31 protein-coding genes are annotated in these 20,228 nt (G+C 69.2%); 5 read left to right on the forward strand and 26 right to left on the reverse strand.

Going from position 1 to position 20,228, the window contains the following annotated elements; genetic code table 11:
• Positions 1-11: 11 nt before the first annotated feature.
• From SPR02S_RS26250 to SPR02S_RS26300, 10 genes are all read right to left on the reverse strand, one after another.
• Positions 12-632: a hypothetical protein gene (locus tag SPR02S_RS26250; protein WP_019059983.1), complete on the reverse strand. Its 621-nt coding sequence runs from the start codon at positions 630-632 to the stop codon at positions 12-14.
• Positions 629-1,282 (reverse strand): hypothetical protein, encoded by a 654-nt coding sequence (locus tag SPR02S_RS56355; protein WP_019059984.1) that lies wholly within the window; start codon positions 1,280-1,282, stop codon positions 629-631. The genes SPR02S_RS26250 and SPR02S_RS56355 overlap by 4 nt, the downstream gene beginning before the upstream one ends.
• The gene (locus SPR02S_RS26260; protein ID WP_158697877.1) at positions 1,279-2,067 is read right to left on the reverse strand and encodes a hypothetical protein; all 789 of its coding nucleotides are present in this window, start codon (positions 2,065-2,067) and stop codon (positions 1,279-1,281) included. Before SPR02S_RS26260 ends, SPR02S_RS56355 begins: the two co-directional genes overlap by 4 nt.
• Positions 2,064-2,648 carry a hypothetical protein gene (locus SPR02S_RS26265; protein ID WP_019059986.1) on the reverse strand — a complete coding sequence of 195 codons (585 nt, stop codon included), beginning with the start codon at positions 2,646-2,648 and terminating at the stop codon, positions 2,064-2,066. The genes SPR02S_RS26260 and SPR02S_RS26265 overlap by 4 nt, the downstream gene beginning before the upstream one ends.
• 24 nt (positions 2,649-2,672) lie before the next feature.
• Positions 2,673-3,029, reverse strand: coding sequence for a hypothetical protein (locus SPR02S_RS26270; protein WP_019059987.1), 357 nt, complete (start codon positions 3,027-3,029; stop codon positions 2,673-2,675).
• Positions 3,026-3,604 (reverse strand): TerD family protein, encoded by a 579-nt coding sequence (locus SPR02S_RS63255; protein WP_019059988.1) that lies wholly within the window; start codon positions 3,602-3,604, stop codon positions 3,026-3,028. The genes SPR02S_RS26270 and SPR02S_RS63255 overlap by 4 nt, the downstream gene beginning before the upstream one ends.
• Before the next feature lie 65 nt (positions 3,605-3,669).
• Positions 3,670-5,187 (reverse strand): glycosyltransferase family 2 protein, encoded by a 1,518-nt coding sequence (locus SPR02S_RS26280; protein WP_078622999.1) that lies wholly within the window; start codon positions 5,185-5,187, stop codon positions 3,670-3,672.
• Positions 5,184-6,446: a nucleotide sugar dehydrogenase gene (locus SPR02S_RS26290; RefSeq protein ID WP_019059991.1), complete on the reverse strand. Its 1,263-nt coding sequence runs from the start codon at positions 6,444-6,446 to the stop codon at positions 5,184-5,186. Before SPR02S_RS26290 ends, SPR02S_RS26280 begins: the two co-directional genes overlap by 4 nt.
• A gap of 96 nt (positions 6,447-6,542) precedes the next feature.
• Positions 6,543-6,725: a hypothetical protein gene (locus tag SPR02S_RS26295; RefSeq protein ID WP_019059992.1), complete on the reverse strand. Its 183-nt coding sequence runs from the start codon at positions 6,723-6,725 to the stop codon at positions 6,543-6,545.
• Positions 6,725-7,108, reverse strand: coding sequence for a hypothetical protein (locus tag SPR02S_RS26300; RefSeq protein WP_019059993.1), 384 nt, complete (start codon positions 7,106-7,108; stop codon positions 6,725-6,727). Before SPR02S_RS26300 ends, SPR02S_RS26295 begins: the two co-directional genes overlap by 1 nt.
• A gap of 166 nt (positions 7,109-7,274) precedes the next feature.
• Here SPR02S_RS26300 and SPR02S_RS56365 point away from each other — a divergent pair, with 166 nt between their 5' ends.
• The 5 genes from SPR02S_RS56365 to SPR02S_RS26325 all read left to right on the forward strand — a co-directional run bounded on the left by SPR02S_RS56365 (position 7,275) and on the right by SPR02S_RS26325 (position 10,895).
• Positions 7,275-7,625, forward strand: a complete 351-nt coding sequence (locus SPR02S_RS56365) for a helix-turn-helix domain-containing protein (RefSeq protein WP_019059994.1) — start codon at positions 7,275-7,277, stop codon at positions 7,623-7,625.
• 494 nt (positions 7,626-8,119) lie between these two features.
• A complete protein-coding gene (locus tag SPR02S_RS26310) occupies positions 8,120-8,482 on the forward strand; it encodes a hypothetical protein (RefSeq protein WP_019059995.1) in 363 nt (120 codons plus the stop codon).
• Positions 8,475-8,855: a DUF6221 family protein gene (locus SPR02S_RS26315; protein ID WP_019059996.1), complete on the forward strand. Its 381-nt coding sequence runs from the start codon at positions 8,475-8,477 to the stop codon at positions 8,853-8,855. The genes SPR02S_RS26310 and SPR02S_RS26315 overlap by 8 nt, the downstream gene beginning before the upstream one ends.
• A gap of 117 nt (positions 8,856-8,972) precedes the next feature.
• A complete protein-coding gene (locus SPR02S_RS66185; protein WP_373283336.1) occupies positions 8,973-9,443 on the forward strand; it encodes a DUF6233 domain-containing protein in 471 nt (156 codons plus the stop codon).
• An 846-nt stretch (positions 9,444-10,289) separates the two neighbouring features.
• Complete coding sequence (locus tag SPR02S_RS26325) at positions 10,290-10,895, forward strand: hypothetical protein (RefSeq protein ID WP_019059998.1); 606 nt, start codon at positions 10,290-10,292, stop codon at positions 10,893-10,895.
• Between the two features lie 52 nt (positions 10,896-10,947).
• Here SPR02S_RS26325 and SPR02S_RS26330 read toward each other — a convergent pair whose 3' ends face one another.
• From SPR02S_RS26330 to SPR02S_RS26405, 16 genes are all read right to left on the reverse strand, one after another.
• The gene (locus SPR02S_RS26330; protein ID WP_019059999.1) at positions 10,948-11,286 is read right to left on the reverse strand and encodes a hypothetical protein; all 339 of its coding nucleotides are present in this window, start codon (positions 11,284-11,286) and stop codon (positions 10,948-10,950) included.
• Positions 11,287-11,632: 346 nt separating this feature from the next.
• On the reverse strand, positions 11,633-11,890 hold the full coding sequence (locus SPR02S_RS26335; RefSeq protein ID WP_043258493.1) for a hypothetical protein: 258 nt from the start codon (positions 11,888-11,890) through the stop codon (positions 11,633-11,635).
• A gap of 2 nt (positions 11,891-11,892) precedes the next feature.
• Positions 11,893-12,693, reverse strand: a complete 801-nt coding sequence (locus SPR02S_RS56370; protein WP_019060001.1) for a tRNA(His) guanylyltransferase Thg1 family protein — start codon at positions 12,691-12,693, stop codon at positions 11,893-11,895.
• Positions 12,694-12,698: 5 nt separating this feature from the next.
• Positions 12,699-12,917: a hypothetical protein gene (locus SPR02S_RS26345; protein WP_019060002.1), complete on the reverse strand. Its 219-nt coding sequence runs from the start codon at positions 12,915-12,917 to the stop codon at positions 12,699-12,701.
• A gap of 247 nt (positions 12,918-13,164) precedes the next feature.
• The gene (locus tag SPR02S_RS26350; protein WP_019060004.1) at positions 13,165-13,617 is read right to left on the reverse strand and encodes a hypothetical protein; all 453 of its coding nucleotides are present in this window, start codon (positions 13,615-13,617) and stop codon (positions 13,165-13,167) included.
• 68 nt (positions 13,618-13,685) lie between these two features.
• Positions 13,686-15,491 (reverse strand): hypothetical protein, encoded by a 1,806-nt coding sequence (locus SPR02S_RS26355; protein WP_019060005.1) that lies wholly within the window; start codon positions 15,489-15,491, stop codon positions 13,686-13,688.
• A 4-nt stretch (positions 15,492-15,495) separates the two neighbouring features.
• Positions 15,496-15,828, reverse strand: coding sequence for a hypothetical protein (locus tag SPR02S_RS26360; protein ID WP_019060006.1), 333 nt, complete (start codon positions 15,826-15,828; stop codon positions 15,496-15,498).
• Positions 15,829-15,832: 4 nt separating this feature from the next.
• Positions 15,833-16,414, reverse strand: coding sequence for a hypothetical protein (locus tag SPR02S_RS26365; RefSeq protein WP_019060007.1), 582 nt, complete (start codon positions 16,412-16,414; stop codon positions 15,833-15,835).
• Positions 16,411-16,683: a hypothetical protein gene (locus SPR02S_RS26370; protein WP_019060008.1), complete on the reverse strand. Its 273-nt coding sequence runs from the start codon at positions 16,681-16,683 to the stop codon at positions 16,411-16,413. The genes SPR02S_RS26365 and SPR02S_RS26370 overlap by 4 nt, the downstream gene beginning before the upstream one ends.
• A complete protein-coding gene (locus SPR02S_RS26375; protein ID WP_019060009.1) occupies positions 16,680-17,126 on the reverse strand; it encodes a hypothetical protein in 447 nt (148 codons plus the stop codon). The genes SPR02S_RS26370 and SPR02S_RS26375 overlap by 4 nt, the downstream gene beginning before the upstream one ends.
• The gene (locus tag SPR02S_RS26380) at positions 17,123-17,536 is read right to left on the reverse strand and encodes a hypothetical protein (protein WP_019060010.1); all 414 of its coding nucleotides are present in this window, start codon (positions 17,534-17,536) and stop codon (positions 17,123-17,125) included. The genes SPR02S_RS26375 and SPR02S_RS26380 overlap by 4 nt, the downstream gene beginning before the upstream one ends.
• Complete coding sequence (locus SPR02S_RS64985; RefSeq protein WP_019060011.1) at positions 17,533-18,453, reverse strand: hypothetical protein; 921 nt, start codon at positions 18,451-18,453, stop codon at positions 17,533-17,535. The genes SPR02S_RS26380 and SPR02S_RS64985 overlap by 4 nt, the downstream gene beginning before the upstream one ends.
• Positions 18,453-18,773 carry a hypothetical protein gene (locus SPR02S_RS56380; RefSeq protein ID WP_019060012.1) on the reverse strand — a complete coding sequence of 107 codons (321 nt, stop codon included), beginning with the start codon at positions 18,771-18,773 and terminating at the stop codon, positions 18,453-18,455. Before SPR02S_RS56380 ends, SPR02S_RS64985 begins: the two co-directional genes overlap by 1 nt.
• Positions 18,767-19,306, reverse strand: coding sequence for a hypothetical protein (locus tag SPR02S_RS26395; RefSeq protein WP_019060013.1), 540 nt, complete (start codon positions 19,304-19,306; stop codon positions 18,767-18,769). Before SPR02S_RS26395 ends, SPR02S_RS56380 begins: the two co-directional genes overlap by 7 nt.
• Complete coding sequence (locus SPR02S_RS26400) at positions 19,303-19,887, reverse strand: hypothetical protein (protein WP_019060014.1); 585 nt, start codon at positions 19,885-19,887, stop codon at positions 19,303-19,305. The genes SPR02S_RS26395 and SPR02S_RS26400 overlap by 4 nt, the downstream gene beginning before the upstream one ends.
• Positions 19,884-20,219: a hypothetical protein gene (locus SPR02S_RS26405; protein ID WP_019060015.1), complete on the reverse strand. Its 336-nt coding sequence runs from the start codon at positions 20,217-20,219 to the stop codon at positions 19,884-19,886. Before SPR02S_RS26405 ends, SPR02S_RS26400 begins: the two co-directional genes overlap by 4 nt.
• Between the last annotated feature and the right edge of the window lie 9 nt (positions 20,220-20,228).

Below are 20,228 nucleotides of genomic sequence, written 5' to 3' on the forward strand. Positions count from 1 at the left end.
AATGGGAACGGTCAGCAGCCGGCTTGTTCGTCAGCGCGCTGCGACGGCATCAGCCGCCGGGCCTGTGCCGTCGCGGTCTCCGCGTCGGGCCAGCAGTACAGCTCCGAGTCGGAGAGGAGGGCTGAGAAGCGCCAACCGTCCGGAGTCCAGGCCCGGCGTCCACGCACCGCGTAGGAGTTCGCCTCGACCACGGCGAACTGGCGACCGCCGGATGGCCGGCGCACGTACAGGCCGTAGCCCGGCTCCCACAGCCGCAGTTCCGTCAAGGAGTCGACGAGCGCCTGCAGTTCGGCGATCCGGGCTCCAAGCTCGTCGGGAGTGGACTCGCCTGCGTTCGGCTGGCTGCCGCCGCTGGTGTCCTTCTCGTCGCCCGGGCCGAGGTCGATCTCGTCGAGTGCCGGCAGACCGATATCGATGAACTCGACGTCGGGGTGGATGTAGTCGGCGCTCCACGTCGACCAGCCCTTGGCCCCTCCGACGGTGCGGATCTTCGCCGCCCATGCACGCAGGACGTCGTCCGTGGCGGCCTTGATCAGTTCCTCGGCCGGAGCATCGTTGATCTCCTGCGCAACGATGGCAGCCAGCCGCTCACGGGGAGTCCATCGGTCTGGATCCCATTGGCCGGCGGTCACTGGCTCTCACCGCCCTCGGCGAGGCGGGCGCCGATCCAGCGGGCGGCGGCGGTGACGGTGCGCAGCGGGTTGCCGCCGCGGCCGCGGCCGTCGTTGGCGTGCAACCAGTGGAGGCGCTGTCCGGCGCCGTACTGGCCGTCGGGGTGGGGCACGGCGAGCGCCGTCCACACGACGCCGCCCTGCGCTCCACGGCTCTGCGTGATCTCCCCGACCACCACGTCCGCGGTGACCCTCTTGACCTTGAGTGCGGTGACGACGAAGTCGTACGGCTCCGGATCATGAGCACGGCCGACGCCGAACCACGGCTGCGCGGGCCACAGAAGCAGCCCGGCCTTCTGACGCGGGGGCAGACCGTACGCCACCCACCTGGTGTCCGTGAGCGTGGTGCCGGTGTCGTCGGTCTTCTCACCGTAGATCACCTGGGCCGCGCCGCAGGAGTGGCACACGATGCGCACAACCGTCTGGGCGAAGCTGCTGCGGTGCGAGCAGAACTCATCCGAGCAGCCGTGCTTGACGACAGCGCCCATGTGGCCACCCGAGCGGGCCACGTCCTCGTCGGTGCGGACCCCGATGTCCCACGCAGGCCGCTTACAGCCACGCTGGTGCTGGGGCGTCTCCCAGCCCAGGTAGGTATCGAGTGCGCTCTTCACAGGCCACCGTCCTGGACCTCGTCGACGTCGCCACGCTCGTCCGCAACATCGGCGTCCCGCGCCTCGCCCATCTGCAGGACGTACTCGTCGGACGCACCGTGCCCATACCGGGCGTCGAGGTCGTCGGCCTCCAGGCAGATCGGGTGTCGGGCCTCAGTGGGTTCATCCCACGGGGCAGTCAGCTCGATGCCGAAGATGGTCCGCAACTCGTCCTGCGACACCAGGTCCTGCGAGATGAGAGCCGGGGTACGGCCACGCTCCCATCGCTGCCCGGACCGGAGCCGGACAACGAGCGCCGCGCGCTGCCCCTCCGACTCGGCGACCCGAGCTCGCGCCTCGCGCGCCTTCTCACACATCGCCATGCCCCGCTGGACCGCCTGCTTGTGCAGGCCGTCCAGCTCGGTAACCCGGTTGATGAGCCACTCCACAGCAGGAGTCAGCGTTTCCCCCAACTCCATGGGGACCTTGCTCGCCTCCCCGTTCGGCGAGAGCGCGCCGCGCATGTTCAGCGCATCGTTCTGAAGGGCTACGAGACGGGCATGGCGCCGATCGCGCTGCGCCTCCAGGCGGCGGATCTCCGCCACCAGCGCGGGCACGTCGTCCCCCGCCAGCCGGTTCCACTCGTCAGCAGTGGCGTCGCCGCCGAACTCGTACAGATGGGCCCCACGCTCCTCAGCCTCCGCGAGACGCCCTGCCGACAGCGCCTGCGGCTCCTGGCCCACGGGCATCGGCAGCGCACCCAACGCGAGCACTGCGGCCTCAGTGGTCTTGAGTGGTTCGGTCACAGTCCACCGTCCAGTTCGGCACGGTGGTCGGCTGCGGCGAGTTCGTCACCGGCGCGGGCGAGCGCGTTGGAGACGCACATCGGGGTGCAGTACCAGCTCGGTTGGTCCCCGGTGCCGGCGACTTCCAGGCGCGCCCACGCGAAGAGGGCCGGGTCGCTGGCGTCGCAGTCATCGGTGGTGCCGCACCCCGGGGTGGAGCACTTCGCGTACGGGTCGCGGAGCTCCATGTCCAGGAGGGAGGCGAGCTTGATCCGCTGTTCGCCCTTGACGACCAGGTCGACGGTGACGCCCTGGAAGGCGTGGCTGCAGTCGATGACGGCTTTCTGGGTGAGGTCGCTGCCGTCCGGGTACGACACGCTCCCGGCCCAGTCCAGGGTGATCGTGAGCGGGTCGGAGTCCAGCGCCCATTCGCGCAGGAGATCAACGGCGTTGCCGCGGCCCGGGTCGCACTCGTAGTCCTGGGGCAGCGCGGTGATCTTGTCGGCGGCGTGGGTGAGGATGCCGAACCTGACCGCGGCTGCGATCGTCCGCCGCATCTCCTGCTGAGGTTCGGTGAGTTCGGTGTCGGGTGTGTGGTTCACAGGCGTGGTGCTCCCTGGTGAGGGTCAGATGTGGTCGCCGACGCGGGTACGGCTCCACCGGGTGTGGGTCACGCACAGGGGCCGGCCACTGGACAGCCGCAGCTCCCAGCAGGCGGCGGCGTGGTGCGAGACGTGGCGGGTGCCGGCGCGGACGTCGCGGCACGTCGTGGTGGTGCGGGTCTTCTTGCCGCTGCGCCGGGTCTTCGTCTTGCACACGTGCCGGTAGCGGGTCTGCGTCGTCCAGGTCGTGCGCGCCGCCTGGTAGGTCTTGGCAACGACTTGGCCGTGCACGGGGCGGCTCACCGTGGTGGTGCCGCAGGCGGTGAGCGCGAGGGCGACGGCGGTGAGGACTGCGCCGAGCGCGGCGAGGGTGCGGCTCATGCCGAGTACTGCTTCGCGAGCTGGAGGAGCTGGTCGCGGCTGCCGGCGTTGTCGAGTTCGTTGACGGCGGTGATCGCCCAGTCGCTGCCGGTGCGCTGCGCGCGGGCCATGACGCACGCGTTGTTGTGGGAGTCGATGTCCGGCATGTATTCGCCGAGCTTCCGGCCGCCCGGGGCGCCGTCGTAGACGTTGAGGGTGATGCCCTCGATGTTGGCGAAGCTGACGCCGGGCTTGAAGGCGGAGACGATGAAGACGAGGGTGTTGATGCTGGCGGGGAGGTCGGTCAGGCGGGCGATGATGGTCTCGTCGTCTCCGGTGGCCTTCCCGGTGCGGTTGTCGCCGAGGGTGACCAGGGAGCCGTTGTCGAAGGCGTCCTCGTTGTCGAACCAGCACAGCCGCTTCGGGCGCCCGTCCTCCAGGGCGACGGCGACCAGGTCGAGGTCGGTACCGACCGCACGGCGCAGGCGCCCCATGAGGCCCTTCTGTCCTCCGCCGGACGTCTTCCACGCGACTCCGACCCTCAGGACGGTGACGCCGGTGAGGCCTTCGGTCTGGTTCTTCAGCAGGCTGAGCACGTTGTTCTCCGAACGGTTGGTGAGTACGGCGCTGGGTGCGCCTGGTGGAGGGGGCGGGGTGGGGGTCAGCGGCGTAGGACGGCGAGTTGGAGCGTGTCCTCGGTCCGGGGGTCGAGCAGCTGCGCGGTGGGCAGCGCAGCCGTGGCGTCGGACTCGGGCACTGGTACGGGCTCCAGGCGCGCCGTGTCGGCGGTGTGCTCGCCACGGGCGGTGCCGGTCCCGGTGGCGCGGCGGGTGCCGGTGCCGCGGAGGCGGATGCGGATCATGGACAGCGGGATCACGACGAAGGCCGTGGCGCCTCCAGCCCACAGGAGCGGGTTGCCGAGGAGGCCGCCCGCGAGGCTGACGAGGGTTCCCGCGGCCGCGCCGACGAGCGCCAGGCCCCGGCGGCGTTCCCGCGTCATGGGGCTGATGACGGTCTTGCGCCCGCTGCGGCCGGTCCACGCCGTGTAGTGGCGTCCCAGCAGCCACTCGCGGAGCATCGACCGCGTGTACAGGTACTTGTTGTAGAAGTTCAGCAGCGTGTACGGCACGAAGCCGAGCGCGGCTTTCTTCCAGCCGACGACGCGGGAGACCAGGTACATGGTCAGCGCGGTGTGGCCGGCGAACCAGTAGCCCATGTACCGGAACATCGACAGGTGCTGCCAGGTCGCCAGGTTGTAGACCACGACGACGGCCCACCACCACAACGTGACCAGGTCGAACATCGCGGTACCGACAGTGAGGAGGGAGCGCCAGTTGAACATCAGGCGCCGGTAGCGGGCGACGTTCTGGAAGTAGCCGGCCGCCCACCGGGGCATCTGCGCCGTGTACTCGGCCCAGGTCTCCGGGTCGATCGTGAGCGTCAGGGCATCCGCGGTGTACCAGGCCTTGTAGCCGCCTTCGTGGAGCTTCCAGGTGATGTCCATGTCGGCGCTGATGAGCCCGTTGGGAAACCCGCCGACCGCACGGACGACGTCCGTGCGGAAGGCGTACGAGGCGCCGGTGAGGACCTGGAGGCGGCCGACCTGGCGCTGGCACAGCCGCCACCACTGGCTGCCGAGGCTGTACGCGAACCGCCGCGCTTCGATGAAGAAGCCGGTGTCCTGCATGGGAAGGATCGACGAGCAGGTGGCGTCGTAGCCGCGCTCGATGTCGGCGACCATCAGCGGGATGCAGTCGGGCTCCGGCTTCGAATCGCCGTCGAACCCCACGATCACATCCGCCGTGATGTACGGCAGCGCATGGTTCTGGTTCGCCGCCTTGTCCGCGAACCTCGTCTCCAAAACCAGCGACGCACCCGCCTCACGGGCAACCTGCGCGGTGCGGTCCGTGCAGGAGTCCGCGACCACGATCAGCTGGGCGACTGGGTAGGGCTGGTCCAGGCATGCCCGGACCAGCTCCCCGATCGTCGCCTCTTCCTGGTGGGCGGGAATGAGGACGGCGATCGTCAGACTCAGCCCCGGCCTCTCCTTCCGAGGAAGCGCAGGGCGCTCCCGGTGGCCCCCATCGCCAGGGACACCCCGGTCAGGAGCATCGCTCCGAACCCGGTGTGAGCCAGTCCGTTGTACATGTGAGTTCCTCCTATGAGTCACGGCCGTCACAGCCGCTCGATGTGCGAGGCGACAGGCATGACGCCCCGCGTGTCCAGCACGAAGTTCGCCTGGTCGGCGACGCGCTGGAGGTCAAAGGCCGAGTGCGCGGTGAGCAGCACGACCGCGTCGAAGTGCCCGCAGTTCAAACCGCTGGCGACGGCGAGCGGGATCTCGCAGAGAACGTCGAGGTCTTCCTTGGGGAAGAACGGGTCAACGGCGACGACGTAGGCGCCCGCCTCCCGCAGGAGCTCGACGACCTCGGCAGCCGGCGACTGCCGCATGTCAGCGGTGTCCGCCTTGTACGCCTGCCCCAGGGCGAGGATCCGCGCCCCCTTCAACGCCTGCCCGCGCACGTTCAACGCGTCCTGGAGGCGCCGGGCCACGTACTCGGGCTGCGACTCGTTGATGTCCTGCGCAAGCTCGACAAGGCGAAACGGCTGCCCGTGCGCAGTGCGCAGGTGGTGCGCCAGGTAGACCGGGTCGACCGGCAGGCAGTGCCCACCTACCCCCGGGCCGGGCACGAACTGCATGAACCCGAACGGCTTCGTGCCAGCGAGCCCGAGAGTGCGCCAGACGTCCACACCCAACGTGTGCGCCATGCGCGACAGTTCGTTGACGAGGGCGATGTTGACGTGCCGGAAGGTGTTCTCGAAAACCTTCGCCAGCTCCGCCTCCTCCAGCGACCCGGCGACGACGATGTTCTGCGTGATCCCGGTGTAGAACTTGTCGACCTGGTCCAGGCAGCCAGCGGTGAGCCCGGAGACGATCTTCGGGGTGTTCGTGAACCGCCACTCCTCGTTGCCCGGGTCGATGCGCTCCGGGCTGAACCCGACGTGGAAGTCCTCCCCGGCCTTCCAGCCGGTGGCCTCCTCCAGGATCGGGACCAGAACGTCGCGGGTCGTACCCGGGTGGGTGGTCGATTCCAGGATCACGGTGGCGTCGGCCTTGAGACGCGCGCCGAGAACCTCGGCGGCCTCCCGGACGTAACTCAGGTCGGGCTGCCGATCCTTGAGCGGCGTCGGCACCGCGATGACCGCGACGTCGAAGTCCTCGATCCGGGTCTCACTGCGCGTCGGCTGGTACCGCCCCGACTCCAGAGCAGCCGCGAGAGTGTCGTCGGAGACGTCCTCGACGTACGAGGACCCGAAGTGCAGCCGCTCATACCGGTGTTGGTCCGGCTCGAAGCCGACAACCTGATGGCCGGCCTCAACGGCAGCCATGGCCAGGGGAAGGCCGACATAGCCCTGCCCCATGACAACGAGTTTCACGTGAAGGATTCCCTTCCAGGGACGTGCATTCAGAAGTGGCTTGGAGCCGGGCCCGCGGCTGGGGGAGGCACACGGGCCCGGCGTATTTGGGGGCGGCTACCAGGGCCAGCGCGGCTTCTTGCCGCCACCACCCCTGAGCTCCGCGCGGTGCCGGGCACGGCGGTCGGCTGCCTCACGGGCCTCGCGCTGTTGCTTGCGGGCGGCCTTGTCCCGGTCCGCAATGCCCGGATTCGACGCGTACGGGTTGGCGGCCTTCAACCGCCGCTCAAGCCAGCCCATCAAGCGGCCGCACGCATCAACGGCAACTGCTCACGGGAGCCGAACTTCGCCAGGCCCTCATACCAGTCGGTGAACACCTCGACCGGGCCCACACCGTCCACCAGAACCGTGACGGTGATCTCCTCCTCCACCACCACACTGCTGTCGCAGTAGGTCCGCTGGACGGGGCGGATGGTCACCGTGCCGCCGAGCCGCTCGTACAGGCTGTTCAGCTCAAGCTGCGACCAGACGGACACACGGGTGAGGGACTCACCCAACTCAGGAACGGGCTTCCAATGGCCGGCGAACCCGAGGGCCGTCCGGACCTTGGCGAGCAGCTGCTCGTCCGGGACTGCGGGCGGTGGGAGTTCGACGAGGTTGAGAGGGTCGGTAGTCTCGGGCATTGCCTGCCCTTTCGTCGCAGTCAGGGTGGGTGCCCTCGTCCCATACGGCGTTCCAGCGCCGGGACGAGGGCCTTTTTGCAGAGCAGCCAGCGGGCTACTTGCGGCTGACTGTATGGGACCCATACAGTCAGCCGCAAGTAGCCCGCCTGAATTGGAAGGCGCGGGCGTGACTCACGAAGACGAGGTGCTGCGGGTGTCAGAAGCCCTCAACGCTGTGGAGCGCATCCCTGACCCCGAGGAGCGCGTCAAGGCGATGAGCCAGGTCATGGCCGACCAGGTGAAACGCAACGGGGATTGGGCCAAGCAGCGACGCGAGATGGTCCAGAAACTCAAGGGCGAAGGGCTTTCGATCCGGAAGATCGCGGCCCGGGTCGGTACGTCACCCAGCACGGTGCAGAGCATCCTGAGCGGCTTCACCGACTCGGGCAAGCACCGGCCGCCGACGAAGCCGGACGATCCTGCACCCCCAGCCGACGCAGCCCAAGGAACAGACAATGGCGCCGGCCCAGGCACCTGACCCATCGCCGAATACACCAGCGCGGGGCGCCGCGGTATACCGGCTGCGCGGCGACGCCGGCGAGCTGCTCTACATCGGCTCGGCATACGACCCGGAGCAGCGCTGCAGGGCGCACGAGGCCGAACCCTGGTGGCCACAGGTCGCGGCACGTGACGACGAGTGGCACCCAACGCGTGGGCACGCCTACCACGCCGAGATGGTGGCGATCGGCACTGATGGGCCGGAGTTCAACGTCATGGGGACGCCGGCATACCGAGAGGAGTGCAGCAGACGGGCACACGAAGATCCGGCCCATCGCGCACGAATCAGGGCCGGGTCCGCGGCGGCAAACGGTGCGCCGCGAGAGATCGTGCAAGCCATCTTGCGCGGAGACCTGAAGTCGTACGGAAGGCGCAGCGGCCCCGTGCACTTCGACTCACCGCAGGAACGGGAGCACTTCGCGATGGCGCGCCGACCAGCGCGGCCCGAGTCTGAAGGAGCGGTTAGTGAGAGGCGTGGATGATCTCGCGCATGGGGTGTTGCCGCGGTGCTCGTTCTACGAGCGCACGCCCGTCGAGGGCGGATACCGCTACGAGAAGATCAGCATCAAGAGTCCGCGCGGCGACACGCATATGGTGACGGGCCACCCGCCACTTGTTGGAGACCTGATCTACCTGCGGGACATGGTCAAGGAGCGTGGCGGCCAGTTTCGTGTGATCGATCGGTCGTGGCTGCATTCCAGTTGGGGCTCGACCAGCTGGCCGTACGACCAGCCCGCCTCCTCAGTCGGGCCGCTGCTCGACATCGTGGTGGAGGCCACGGAAGGACCGTTCGTGAACGAAGTTCCGGGTGTGGAAGAGGAGTCGTCGGATGGATGAGCTGGCGCGTTGGCTCGGTGAGCAGCTGGCCACAGACGATCGGATTGCCCGGGCTGCAACCGAGGGGCCGTGGTCAGTCGACAGCAAGTCGTATGCCGAGTCGATCAGTGCTCCGGACGGCACTCAGGTCGTGGCGGGTGGCCGATGGGGTGGGGAGGCGTCCGTCTTCGAGTCGACGGAGGATGCGCTGCACATCGCTGAGTGGGATCCGGCTCGGGTGCTGCGCGAGGTCGAGAGCAAGCGGGGCATGGTCGTTCGGATCGGCGCCAACGCCACGATCATGGGCTGGGATGAGGTGCACGGCGACCTGCTGCGCCTGCTCGCGGCTCCGTATGCGGATCGGCCTGGATACCAGGAGGCGTGGCGACCGTAGCCCGTACGACGAGTAGCCCCACCTCGGGCGAGGTGGGGCTCTGTCGTGTTCAGCGCCGTTTCCCGTGAGCCGAGCGCGGCGGTGACGAGCGGCGCCGGTGGGCGGGTTGTACGGGTGATGGGTTCTGGTGTGTCGGGTTCGGGTTGTGGGGTGTGGGTGTCGCGGTGGGTTGCCTCTCGCGCTACATTCGAACATGTGAGCGAACCTTCTGTGCCGCGTGTGACTGTCACTCTCCCTGGCGGGCGTACCACTCCTGGGCGGCTGAATACCCGTCGGCGGGATGCTGATGGCCGGTGGTGGTACGAGGTGGTGATCGCGGTGCCTGCTGCGGCGGTGCAGCCCGTTGATGGCGAGGACTATGCCCAGGTCCCCACCGAGTGTGCTCCCGTGAAGGAGTGGGTCCTTCAGTCGTTCCCTTCCGGCCAGTCCGAGCGGCGTGCCGTGGTTCTCCATAGGGCCGGTTGCTGGGCTGCGAAGAGGAATCTTGAGGCCGTCGACAGCGATATGGCCGCGGTCTTCATCAAGGAGGGGTGGGCCACGGCTTGTGGGGGCTGTGAGCCGGAGCCCAAGAGGACTCGGCGCTCGTGAGTTGTGGTGTCTCGCGGGGTTGGCGGGCGGCTGTCTCTGGGATTGCCGGCGTTGCGTCCGGGGCGGGGTGGTCGTGTGTGGCGGAGGGCCCGGCCGGTGTTGCGTGGCCGGGCCCTCGGTGTGTGCTCGGCTGCTCTCGGGGAGCAGGCTGCCCGTGCGCGCGCAGCCAGCGGGAGCGTGGGGCAGCGTCGGGGAGTGTATGTGGGGGGTCTGACAATGCGGGCGGCCGCCCTGTGGAGGGGCGGCCGCGGGGGGTCGTCCAGCCGGGGCGACCGAGAGTGCGTGTACAGGGTGCCATGGGTGCGGGCGCTGTCGCTGGTGTTGTCTGGTTCTCGCGCGGGTGAGTTGACTGTCTGTGAGGTGTGGTCGACCGTTGTGGGTTAGGCCGGTGGCGCGTGGATGTCCCTTCCCGGGGCGGGACGGTGCCGTGGTCTGTGCCTGGGTGGGCCGGCGTTCACTGTTGCGGAGTTTGGTGGTGGGTGTCGGGTTGCTCGGGGTGTGCCCTCGCTCGGTGCGGAGCGTGCGAGGGCACTCAGCCGCCTTCTGGTGCCGTGGCGGCTGCCGTCTGATGCGGATTCAGGCGGCCCCTGGCGGGAGGGCGGTTGGGCGGGTGGACGGCCCGGGGAGGCCCGAACAGCCCGTCGCACTTCCCCCGTTGTGTTCAGTTTCCTGCCGGATTGGCCGGAACTCGTAGGGCCGGTTGGGCCGCTTTACGGGCCGTACGGCCCTGTATCAGGCTCGATCGCTGCGCTGATGGTCGCTCAGGTGCCTGCACCGTGCCGTCTGGATATCGAATCGCCTCGTCTGCGAGCGGGAAGGGTGCGGGCGGGGCTACTCTCCCGGCGCATGGACATCTCGTGGGGCAACGTGGCCTCCCTCGCTGCGGCGGGGCTCAGTGCGGTGGCTGCTGCTGGTGCGTGGTTGGCGGCGCACCGGTCGGCGAACACTGCGGATACGGTCGCGCGGATTGAGCAGGATCGCTGGCATGCGGATCTGCTGCCCCAGTTCATCGTCAGCCTCGGGCCCTTGGAAGGCGATCGCGGCACGCTCCACGTGCACCTGGCCGGGCCACTCCCGCTGTGTCACCTGGATGAGATCCGTATCGAGATCGTGCAGAGCGATGACATGTCCTACACGTCGACTCTCGCGGGTGGTGTGTCGCAGGAGGAGATCGATGCGCAGGTGTGGGGGCCGCTCCGGTTTTCGTACGGTGCGAATGGCGCGGACATCAACGGGAGCACGGTCGATCCGTTCGATCTGGCGGTGGGCCGGGGACACCCGTTCAGTGTCGAACTGACGCGTCCGCCGCGGTGGATCGAGGGCAACGACCGGGCCGTACGGTGGCGTGAGCGGTGGGCGGGCAAGCCGATGCGACTGGTCCTGACGTGCCGGCGGGACGGTTTCAAGGACTGGGTGGTGCCCCGCGAGGTAGAGGTCCCGCAGGGCACCTGACCGCGCCAGGCCACCACCGGGACGGTGCGCGGCGCGGGACGCGCGCGGTGTGTCAGTCGAGGCCGCGCCGGTGCGCCTCGCGGCGGATCCGTACGGCCAACGTGCAGGCCTGGGTGGCGCGTTGGCGCTGGTCGCCGGTCAGGTGTTCCGGGATGGGGCTCGCAGTGCCGTCCGGTTGGAGGAACAGGTCGGCCTTGCGGGGCAGCGACAGGGCATCGGCTGCTGCGTGGCAGTCGGTCCAGCCGATGCGGTGGCCTGAGGGTGGGCACACCCAGTCTGCGTAGACGGTGGCGAGCAGGTGGTGTGCGGGTTGGCCGCCGAGTTCCGTTTCGTACGGCTCGGGCAGCTGCCGGTTGATGAACTTGGCGGCGTTGACGCGGCCGTGGGCCATGAGTCCTCCCGGACTCTTCAGCAGTCGTTCCCCGACCGCGATAGGCCCCGCGCCTGAGGCGAGTGTATGCGGCTCGCCTGCGGAGTGTTCCGGCAGCAGTCGGCACGCCAGCCCGCTGGCGTCTCGAGCCGGATCTGGACGCCAGGCGCGAACGGCTCCCCGCAGGCCGCGCACCGCCCTTCGCGGACGGCGGTGAACCAGGGCCGCTCCACAGGCGTGGGCCTGGCGGCCGGGGACGCCGACGCCCTTCGGGAAGGGACGCCGGCGTGCCCGGTTTCGGCAGGGGTGGGGCGGCAGTGCGCGCACATGCCGGGTTGCAGGTCGGTGAAGTCGCAGCGCTCGGTCATCAGTCCTTGAGGGCCGGGACGGCGGTGGTGGTGTCGAGGCGTGCTTTGAGGGCGGGGTCGGGGGTGCAGTCGCCGGTGCAGCCAGGTGGGCACCAGGCGGTGGCCGCGGGGTGGGCGTCCAGCGCCTGGAGGACGACGGAGGGTTCGCCGGCGACCTGGTGGGGGTGGTGGGCGATGAGCCAGAGGACGCGGTCGAGGGCGCGGGTCTTGTCGGTGTAGGCGTCGAGGAGGGCGTCGACGTTGTGCTGAGCGGGCATGGTCACTGTTCCTGGGGGTCTGGGGTGGTGGGGCTCAACGTCGGTAGCGGCGGGACTACTTGGGCGAGCCAGCTGGTGGGTTCTGTCGTGAAGTGGGGTGCTGGGCTGCTCTCCCACCACGACCTGGTGGCGAGGACCGTGTTTTCGGTGCTGGTGCGTTTGTCGGTGTACGTCGTCTCCCGCTCGCCGAGGTGGCGCACGGTGACGCGTCCGCGTTTGCAGCCGTCGGGGTAGTCGCTCCAGTTCACGCCTTTCTCGGACCACAGCAGTTCCTGCATGCCGGCGCTGTTCACGCCGTGGAGGCGTTGGTGGGAGAAGTGGGCCTGGGCGGCCATGCTGATGCTGTTGCTGACGGCGTCGCGTTGCCGTCCGATGAAGTAGTTCGCGACCTCGACCGGGTCGTTGATGGTGAAGACGCGGGCGTCGAAGAGTCCTCGTCGGCCGGGGCGGCGTTCGTTGAGGACGGCGGTCGCGAGGGATGCGGCGATGCTGAGCTGTTTCGCGATGACGCCGCCGAACCAGGGCTGCGTGGTGGGGGTGTCGAAGTCGGTGATCAGGATGCTGATTTCGTCGGACTGGCTGTAAGCGAAGCGGGCGCCGGCGATCTCGGTGCAGAGGGCTTCGGCGACGGCGTCCATGTCGGCCATGAACGCCTCGTCGAACGGCCGCTGCGCGCCGGCCAGGTAGGAGTGGAAGGCGCGGCCGTCGACGCGGAGTACGGCGTGTGTGCGGCGGGGCAGCACAGTCCGATAGGGGGCCTCGTACTGCTTCATGCGCTCGGCGAGCGGGGCGTTGTCGCTCATCGTGGTCAGTCCCAGGTGATGTCGTTGTTGGCGAAGGCCTTCACGATGGCGGGATCGTCGAGGAAGAGCTGGAGGGAGTCGAGTTCGGTGTCCCAGTCCTCCTCTTTGAGGTTGGCGATGAGCGGGGTGAGCGTCTCTTCTTTCAGCTCGTCGGAGGCGCCGGCCTTGATGAGGGCGCGGGCGACCGGGTTGAAGAATGTGAGGCCTGCGCTGCCGAATCCCATAGCTGTTGTCTCCTGTGTTCGATGATCTGTGCGGCTTCGTCGAGGCGTGTGGCGTGGCGGTTGCGGCGCCAGTGGCGGGTGCGGATGAACTTCACGTCGGCCAGGCCGCGGAGGTCTTCCGGGGTACTCGCGTACAGGACTTCCGGGTCGTGGGGTGAGAGGCCGCTGTCGTAGCACCAGGCGTTGAAGCGTTCCCGGGAGGAGGCGAGGACGACCAGGAGGGGATGACCCGTGGCAAGGGGAGGCGTCACTTTTTGCCCGCGCTCGCGATGACCGGCAGGCCGTCGGCGCCGGTCGGGATGTAGATCACCGAGCTGTTCTTGCCCGAGACTGCGATCTCCTTCAGTGCCTCGGTCATCTCGAACTGGACGTAGAGCGGCGTCAGAGTCGTCGCGATCTCGTCCTGCGCCTCGCGGATGCCCTTGGACTTCTCGAAGCGGATTTGCGCCTTCTGCTGCTCGATCTTCACGCGCTGCTTCTGCTGGCTGATCTCGATCTCGTTGAGCCTGACCCGGTTGTTGGCCTTGATCCGGCTCGTCGTGACGTAGTTCTTCGTGTCCTGGACGGCCTGGTAACGGTCGTAGGTCCTGTAGCCCCACATGCAGCCGAGGATGATCGCGACGAGCGCGGTGAGGCCGATGGCGACGGTGATGGTGGCGTAGCGGAAGTTCTGCTGGTCCTGGGCGGTGCTGCCGGTCATGGGTGTTGGTCTCCCTTGAGTTGAGTGGGCCCGCCAATTCGGGTGGCCGGGCACATGTTTCGGGACGGTCAGGCGGGGTGTTCGGCCTCGTACGTCTCGGCCACCGCTGCCGGGCTGGGCGCAGGCCCGGTGTGCCGGCAGTGGACGCCCGTGTACTTGTTGTTGATCCGGCACCGTTCGCGTTGGCGCCGCGCCCACTCCCGGAGCTCTTCCGCGTCCTCGGGGTGTACGAGCGTTGCTGCCGTGAGGAGTTCGGCGGTTTCGCAGGCGGTGGATGTGTACGGCGGGATGTCGAGCAACGCGAGGATGTGGGCGGGGAGCTGCTCGCGGGTGTCGCCAGGCGGCGGTGGCGTCCAGGCGATCGCTGTCGGAGCGGGCGCGGCCTCGGCCCGTCCCGCTCTCCGGGCGTATTCGGTGTTCGTCTCGTTGAGTTCGCCGACGACTTCGGCGTACCGGTCGAGGTCGTCGTAGAGCTGCTCCAGGTCCTCGACGGTCAGGTCTGCCAGGGGGATGCGGTCCTCGTGGTCCGGGTTGGGGGCACGGTCCAGGGCGCGTACTGCGCGGAGGGCTTGGAGGACGGCGAACACGTGGTGGAGGGGGATGCCCCGGCGCGCGGAGTGGATGCGTTGCGCGGTGACCTTATCGGCGGTGGCGCCGTCGGCGAGTTCTTGCGCGGTGGGTACGGGGACGGGTGCTTGAGCGGCGAGGACGGCGAACTGGTCGCGGAGGTAGCCGGACTGGCGTGTGAGGCCGGTGAGGTCGTCTTCCTCGGGGGTGACGAGCGACTGGTCGGATCCTTGCGCCCTGTGTCCGTTCCCGTTGGTCAGGGCGGACAGTCCGCTTGCGAGTTGCCGGGCGAGGGTGGGGTGGACGATGAGGCGGCGGGCGCGTTCGCGGTCGGGCTGTTCGAGGGCGTAGCCCGTGAAGTCGACCATGCAGGGGATGAATTCAGGGGTGTCGGGGTGGGGCTCGGCGAGGGCGGCTGCGAACCCGTTCGGGACGAAGACGTCCATCACCTGGGCGGAGTCGTGGCCGGGCAGCGTGGTGTCGGATTCGTAGACGCACTCGGTGCCGCAGCCGTGGCACCGCGGCTTGTGGTCGCGCTTCTTGCAGCCGCAGATGCACGCGGCCTCAGTCTCCGGCGGTGTGCGGTTGCCGGTCGTCAGTACGGTGATGAAGTCGGCTTTCAGTTTCCGGGTCTGTTCGAGGGTGAGGCCCTTCGGGCCGGCCGTCGGGATGGCTTCGGCGCTGTCGCCCGGCGTCGGCGTGGGCATCGTGTACGCGTACGGCCCGTTCGGGTCGGGCGGACATTCCGGGTGCTGGATGCCCCCGTGCTCGCGGGCCTGGCGGTCTGTTGAGAACTTTCCCGAACCGGCCCCGCAGGTGGTGCAGGTCCAGAACCAGCCGGTGTCACGGGGGTTGTCGACGACGATCGGCCCGGCCGCTGCCGGGAGTGGCCGGGCCTCGTCCAGGAGGGCGAGGATCTCGGACGGCCAGAGAGTGTCCGCGTCACATGGCTGTCCGTCCGCGCCTTCGGCCGTGTTGGCCTCGGCGAGAGCCCGTACGCGGGCGATGGCGGCCTCGGCGTTCTCGACGCGGCAGGCGTAGCACCAGTCCGCGCACGGCAGCAGCGCTGTGGTGCCGTCGGGGCGGAGCAAGCTGAACTGCATGTGGTTGGGGAAACGCTCGATGAACGCGAGCCAGTGTTCGGCCTGTGCCTCGGCGGAAGCGGCACGGGTGGTTGCGGAGGCGAGGGCCTCGCGCGCGGTGGCGAGTTGCCGTTGCGACTCGGTTTCCTCGGCTGCTTTCAGTTGCTCGTAGAGGGCGTTGAGGGCGTCGGTGGTGATCGTGTCGATGGTGTGGCGGTCGGCCATGGGGTCAGTCCTCCCTGGGTTCGCGGTAGTTGATGGCGAAGCCGGGCAGCCCGAGGCCGAAGTCGGGGTCGGCGGAGGCCGGGCGGAGTGGTGCGCGCAGTTCGGTTTCGTCGACGCTGCACGCGGGGTGTCGCTGGGACATGCCGGCGGGGACGCCGGTCCAGCGGAAGGGCTCCCTGCAGTCCCGGCAGTTGACCTTGATGTCGGCGTGGTAGCCGACGACGGTGGGGTCGGTCGCGGTGACGCGGTTGACGTCGATGTAGGCGTCGAAGTTGTCGTGCGGGCATGGGCGATCGGGGTCTGGGGACCGGGTCACCGGCTGGTCGGGGGCGGCCATGGGCTTACGGCTCCTCGTCGTGGGGGTTTTCGTCCACGTCGGCTACGGCTGTGGCCTGGGCGGATACGGCGGAGTGGACTACCGGCGCGGCGGACGCTGAGGGATCGTCCAGGAGCGGCTCTCCCGCTCGGGTGGGTGGAGGAGTGTCGGTCGCTCGACGACCGGGTTCGCGGAACTCCTCGGCTGGTAGCGGGCGTCCGGTCTTGAGGGCCCACCAGCCGGCGCAGACCTGTTCGCCGATCGGGATGGTGTGGGTGGCGCCGTCGGGGCGGTAGGTGGCGATGGGCTCGTACGAGCCGCCGTAGCCCTTGGTCATGCCGTGGTGGCACCAGAACGGGGCGTCGACGGGCAGCTGGGCGCCGTTGGCTTCGAGTTCGGGAGAGCCGGAGCGGAAGGCGCAGTCGACGCAGGCGCGGCGCATCACTCCGGGTGGGAGAGGTGCGGGGGTGAGTTCGGATTCGTCCCAGCCGCCGACGTCGTTGGTGAGGCCGATGCCGTGGCAGTGGAGACAGCGGCCCTGGGACTGGCCCATGTCGCCTTCGGTGCAGAACGGGCAGCGCCAGCGGTAGACGACGAGTTCGGTCACGGGGCGTCCACCCTCTGAAGGCCCGCGGCCTGCAGCTCCGCCGTGCGGGCGTGCTGGCGGCGTGCCCGGGCTTCGTAGTAGGCCGCTTCGGCGCGGAGGTCGACGAGCTCGTCCTGCTCGAGGATGGCCGCGATCGGGACGAAGGAGAACAGCAGGAAGATCCCCGCGACCGGGTAGTTGCCGAAGAGGTACTGCTGCACGGCGCACCAGGCGGACCAGACGCTGTGGAAGGCGTAGAGCAGGACGACGATGCGGGCGCGGACACTCACGAGGCGCTCCCGGCGGATTCGTCGGCCCAGTGCACGGTGATGGCCGGGTCATCGCCGGTGAGGGCTTCCACGGAGACGGCGCCGACGAGGCCGGCGTAGGGGTCGTCGGCGAGGACTCTGCCGGAGGGGAACTGGACGCCGTGCATGTCCGGGTGGCCAGGGTGCTGGAGGACGAAGCGTCGGGCGAACTGGACCCCGGCCAGGCCGTGCGGAGGCTCGCCCCCGGTGGAGTGGTGCGCGGTGCGGCGGACGGCGGCGAGGAGTTCGTCGGTCTCGTCGGCGAGGACGTGGACTGCGGCGCCTCCTTCGCCGTCGGCGCGGGCGGTGCGGAGGCTGACTGCCGGTTTGCCGTGGCGGTGTGAGGGTTCGATGACGAGTTCGTCGCCGTCGATGTCGGTGAAGCGGATCGGGTTGGCCGGGTCGTCGCTGTAGAGGAACGTCACTGCTGACCTCCGTCGTCGATCGTGCGGGCTGTAGCGAGCGCGGCTTCGTCGCGGTGGCGAGCCTTCGCCTGGAGGTGGTCGTAGTTGACCGCGCGGGCCAGGACGAGAGCGGGTTCGTCGGCGCTCACTTCGGTGCCGTCGAGGGCATCGGCGGTCTGGTCGAGGAGCTTGGCGAGGGCGCGGCCGACGCCGGGGTGCATGGCGCAGATGTACTGGGCATCGGTCGGCTCGTGGTGGGGGTCGGTGGTGGTGCTGGCGACGCGGTACGGGACGCCGATGTTGCTGATGGTCTGCGGGTAGTGGCGTGCCTGTTCGTTGACGATGTACCAGGGGCCGCGGTTGTCGCCGAGCGCCTGGACGAGGTCGTCCAGCTTGGCTGCCGCGGCACGGATCTCTTCGGTAGGTGTCATCGCTGCTCGCCGCCCAGGACGATGCGCGCGAGGGCGATGGTGGGGTCGATGACGGGATGGCCGGGCGCGCCGCTGCCGTGTTCCGTGTGGTCGGCGGTCTCCTCCAAGAGCTTGGCCAGCGCGCGCCCGACGCCGGGGTGCATGGCCGCGATGTAGTCGGCGTTCGCTCCGTTACTCATGGGCTCGTCGACGACGTACACGGGCGCCCGGTCCTCTGCGCCGGGGCCGTCGTGGAGGAGGCGGTCGCCTCGGTCCATGGAGAGCCAGGGGCCGGGTGTGAGTTCGGGGTCGGCGAGGCGCGCTCGCAACTTGCGGGCTGCCGTGCGGAGTTCGTCGGCAGGGCTGACCGGGTGCGGGGTGGCGAAGTCGCGCGCCTTGATCTTTGCGCGGCGGCCGTCGGGGTGATGCCACACGATGCCCTCGTACGGGCGGGTGAGGAGCCACTCGCGGAGGCCGTCGAAGTCGCGCGGGGCGGCCTCCACGTCGATGCGCTCGGACAGGGGCGCCCATCCGTGGGGCATGAGGAGGTGTGCGTCGAAGCCGTCCGCGTTGCGGTTGATTTTCGGGCCGAGGAGTTCGTAGGTGCCGGGTGCGACGGCCGTGCTGTTGGTCAGCGCTTCGGCGTGGAGCTTGGCGAATGAGGACTGGGCCATTGGCTCCCAGCCGACGAGTTTCCCGGTCGCCTCGTCGTGCTGCGCGGTGACGAAGGAGTGCGGGATGTCCTTGCCGGGTTTGACTTCGCGGCGGGCCCACCAGTTGCCGTGCTCGTCGAGCATGGTGCAGGTGCCGTCCCACTTGCGGGTTGCGATGCCTTCGCCTGCGGTCACCCATTCGCAGCCCGGGGTGACGTCGGGCAGGACGGTACGGGGGCGGCCCAGGCGGAGGTCGCGGGCGAAGAGGGTCGGGATTTTGCGCATCAGCTGGTGCCTTCTGTGGGTGGGATGAGGGTGAGGTCGGCGCCCCACATGTCGCGTGGGCTGGGGTGGTACTCGATGTGCGCGATCTCGTACCGGCTGCGTGGCCCGCCGTAGTCGATGAGGATGTGGTCGCCGCGTTCGATGCCGGGGCCCCAGCCGGAGACGCGGAGTTGCTGGAGGTCGTCGGGTTCGTGGTGGACGACGTAGTCGCGGCCCCAGCCGAGGTGATCGCGCGTGTAGTCGTGGACGCGCGGCTTCCGCCCTGGTGCGGGAGAGGGCTCTGGCGGGGCGGTCTCGCGGCGGCGCAAGAAGTTCAGCATGGAGGCTCCCCCGGGGCGGGAGCCGGTGCCGTGGGGGCGTTGGAGTCCGGTCGGTTGTGGCTGGCGTGGTCGAGGGTCTCCTCGATGGCCTGCGACCAGCTGGCGCGGATGCGCTCGGGGGCGTCGGCAGTTTCGGGGTTCAGCCGGCCGTCGACGACGGCGCGTACGCAGAGGGTGGCCAGCTGCCGGGCGTCCGTGTCGCTGGTGGTGAACTGCTCGGCGATGTTGACGGGGGTGAGGTGGTGGAGGGTGTCGGAGCGGACGGTGTGGGCTTCGTACGGTCCGTGGTCGGGGTTGAGGGCCATGACGAGGAGTTCGTGCGTGGCCCCGGGGAACTTCTTGATCGCGGGCGGGGTGCCGGGGATGTCGGCGAGGGTCACGACGGACAGCGAGTACTGGGACCACAGCGGGTGCCAGGCGGGGGCCGTGATGATCCAGAGGGTGAGAGCGGCCGGCCGGTCGGTGAAGGCCCCGTCGGGTACCCGGCGGGCGGTGCCGAGGTCTCCGGTCAGTTCGTCGAGGGGTGTGGTCATCTGTTGATGCTCCTGACGATGTTGTTGGCGAGGAGGAATGCTTCGGCAGGGAGAGGAACGGTTGTGCCGGGGGTGGTGGTGACGGTGCGGTCGAGCAACTGGGCTACGAAACGGGCGTTCGCTGGGCTGAAGAGGCCGGCGAGACGTCCGGCTGGGCCGCCAACGGCGTTGTCGATGCCGTGGCCGAACCACTCCTCCCTGGGCACGAGTTGGGAGTGCCAGTAGGTGTTGGCCGCGATCTCGTCGTCGGTCACGAACGAGAGCCTCTTGAGGTGTGCGGACGCCGTACGAACCGTGTCCGCGGGGAGCACGGTGGTCGCGCCGCTCCGTGCCGGGAGCGGCGCACGCAGAAGCTCCGGCGTCCGGTCGGGGTGGAGGCGGACGACCTGCGCGCCTGGCTGCGGGGTGGGGCGTCCGGAGTGGCCCGGGCAGTAGTCGCGGCCGTCCGAGTGGGTACGCCAGCCCTGGTGGCGGCCGAGCTCGCGGGCTTCTTCGATGCTTCGGGCACCGGTGTGGAGGGCGAAGGCGCAACGACCGTGCGTCCATTGCCGGTTGCAGTTGAGAGCGATGCTGATACTCACTGGCCGGCCGCTCCTTCGATCAGGTGGCGGAGGTCGACACACCTGTTGTCGACGACGGGGCCCGGTTGCCCGGGTCCGGGGCGGCCGGTGACCGGGGTGAGGATCGCGCGGGCGACGAGGACGGCGTGTTCGTGGTTCAGGTCGGTGGTGATAGAGGTAATGGCGAGTCGCTCGGCTTCGGCTTCGAGCCATGTGATGACGGGCTCCTTCATCCGCATCAGGGCGGCGACGTGCTGGAGGAGGCGCTCGTTGCCGCTATCGATCCGGCCGCGAGCCGGGGCGTCCTTGAGGAACTTGATCGCGGCCTGGACATCTTCGATGGGGGTGGCCATGGCTGGTAC

This window comes from Streptomyces prunicolor NBRC 13075 (assembly GCF_000367365.1).
Taxonomy (GTDB): Bacteria; Actinomycetota; Actinomycetes; order Streptomycetales; family Streptomycetaceae; genus Streptomyces; species Streptomyces prunicolor.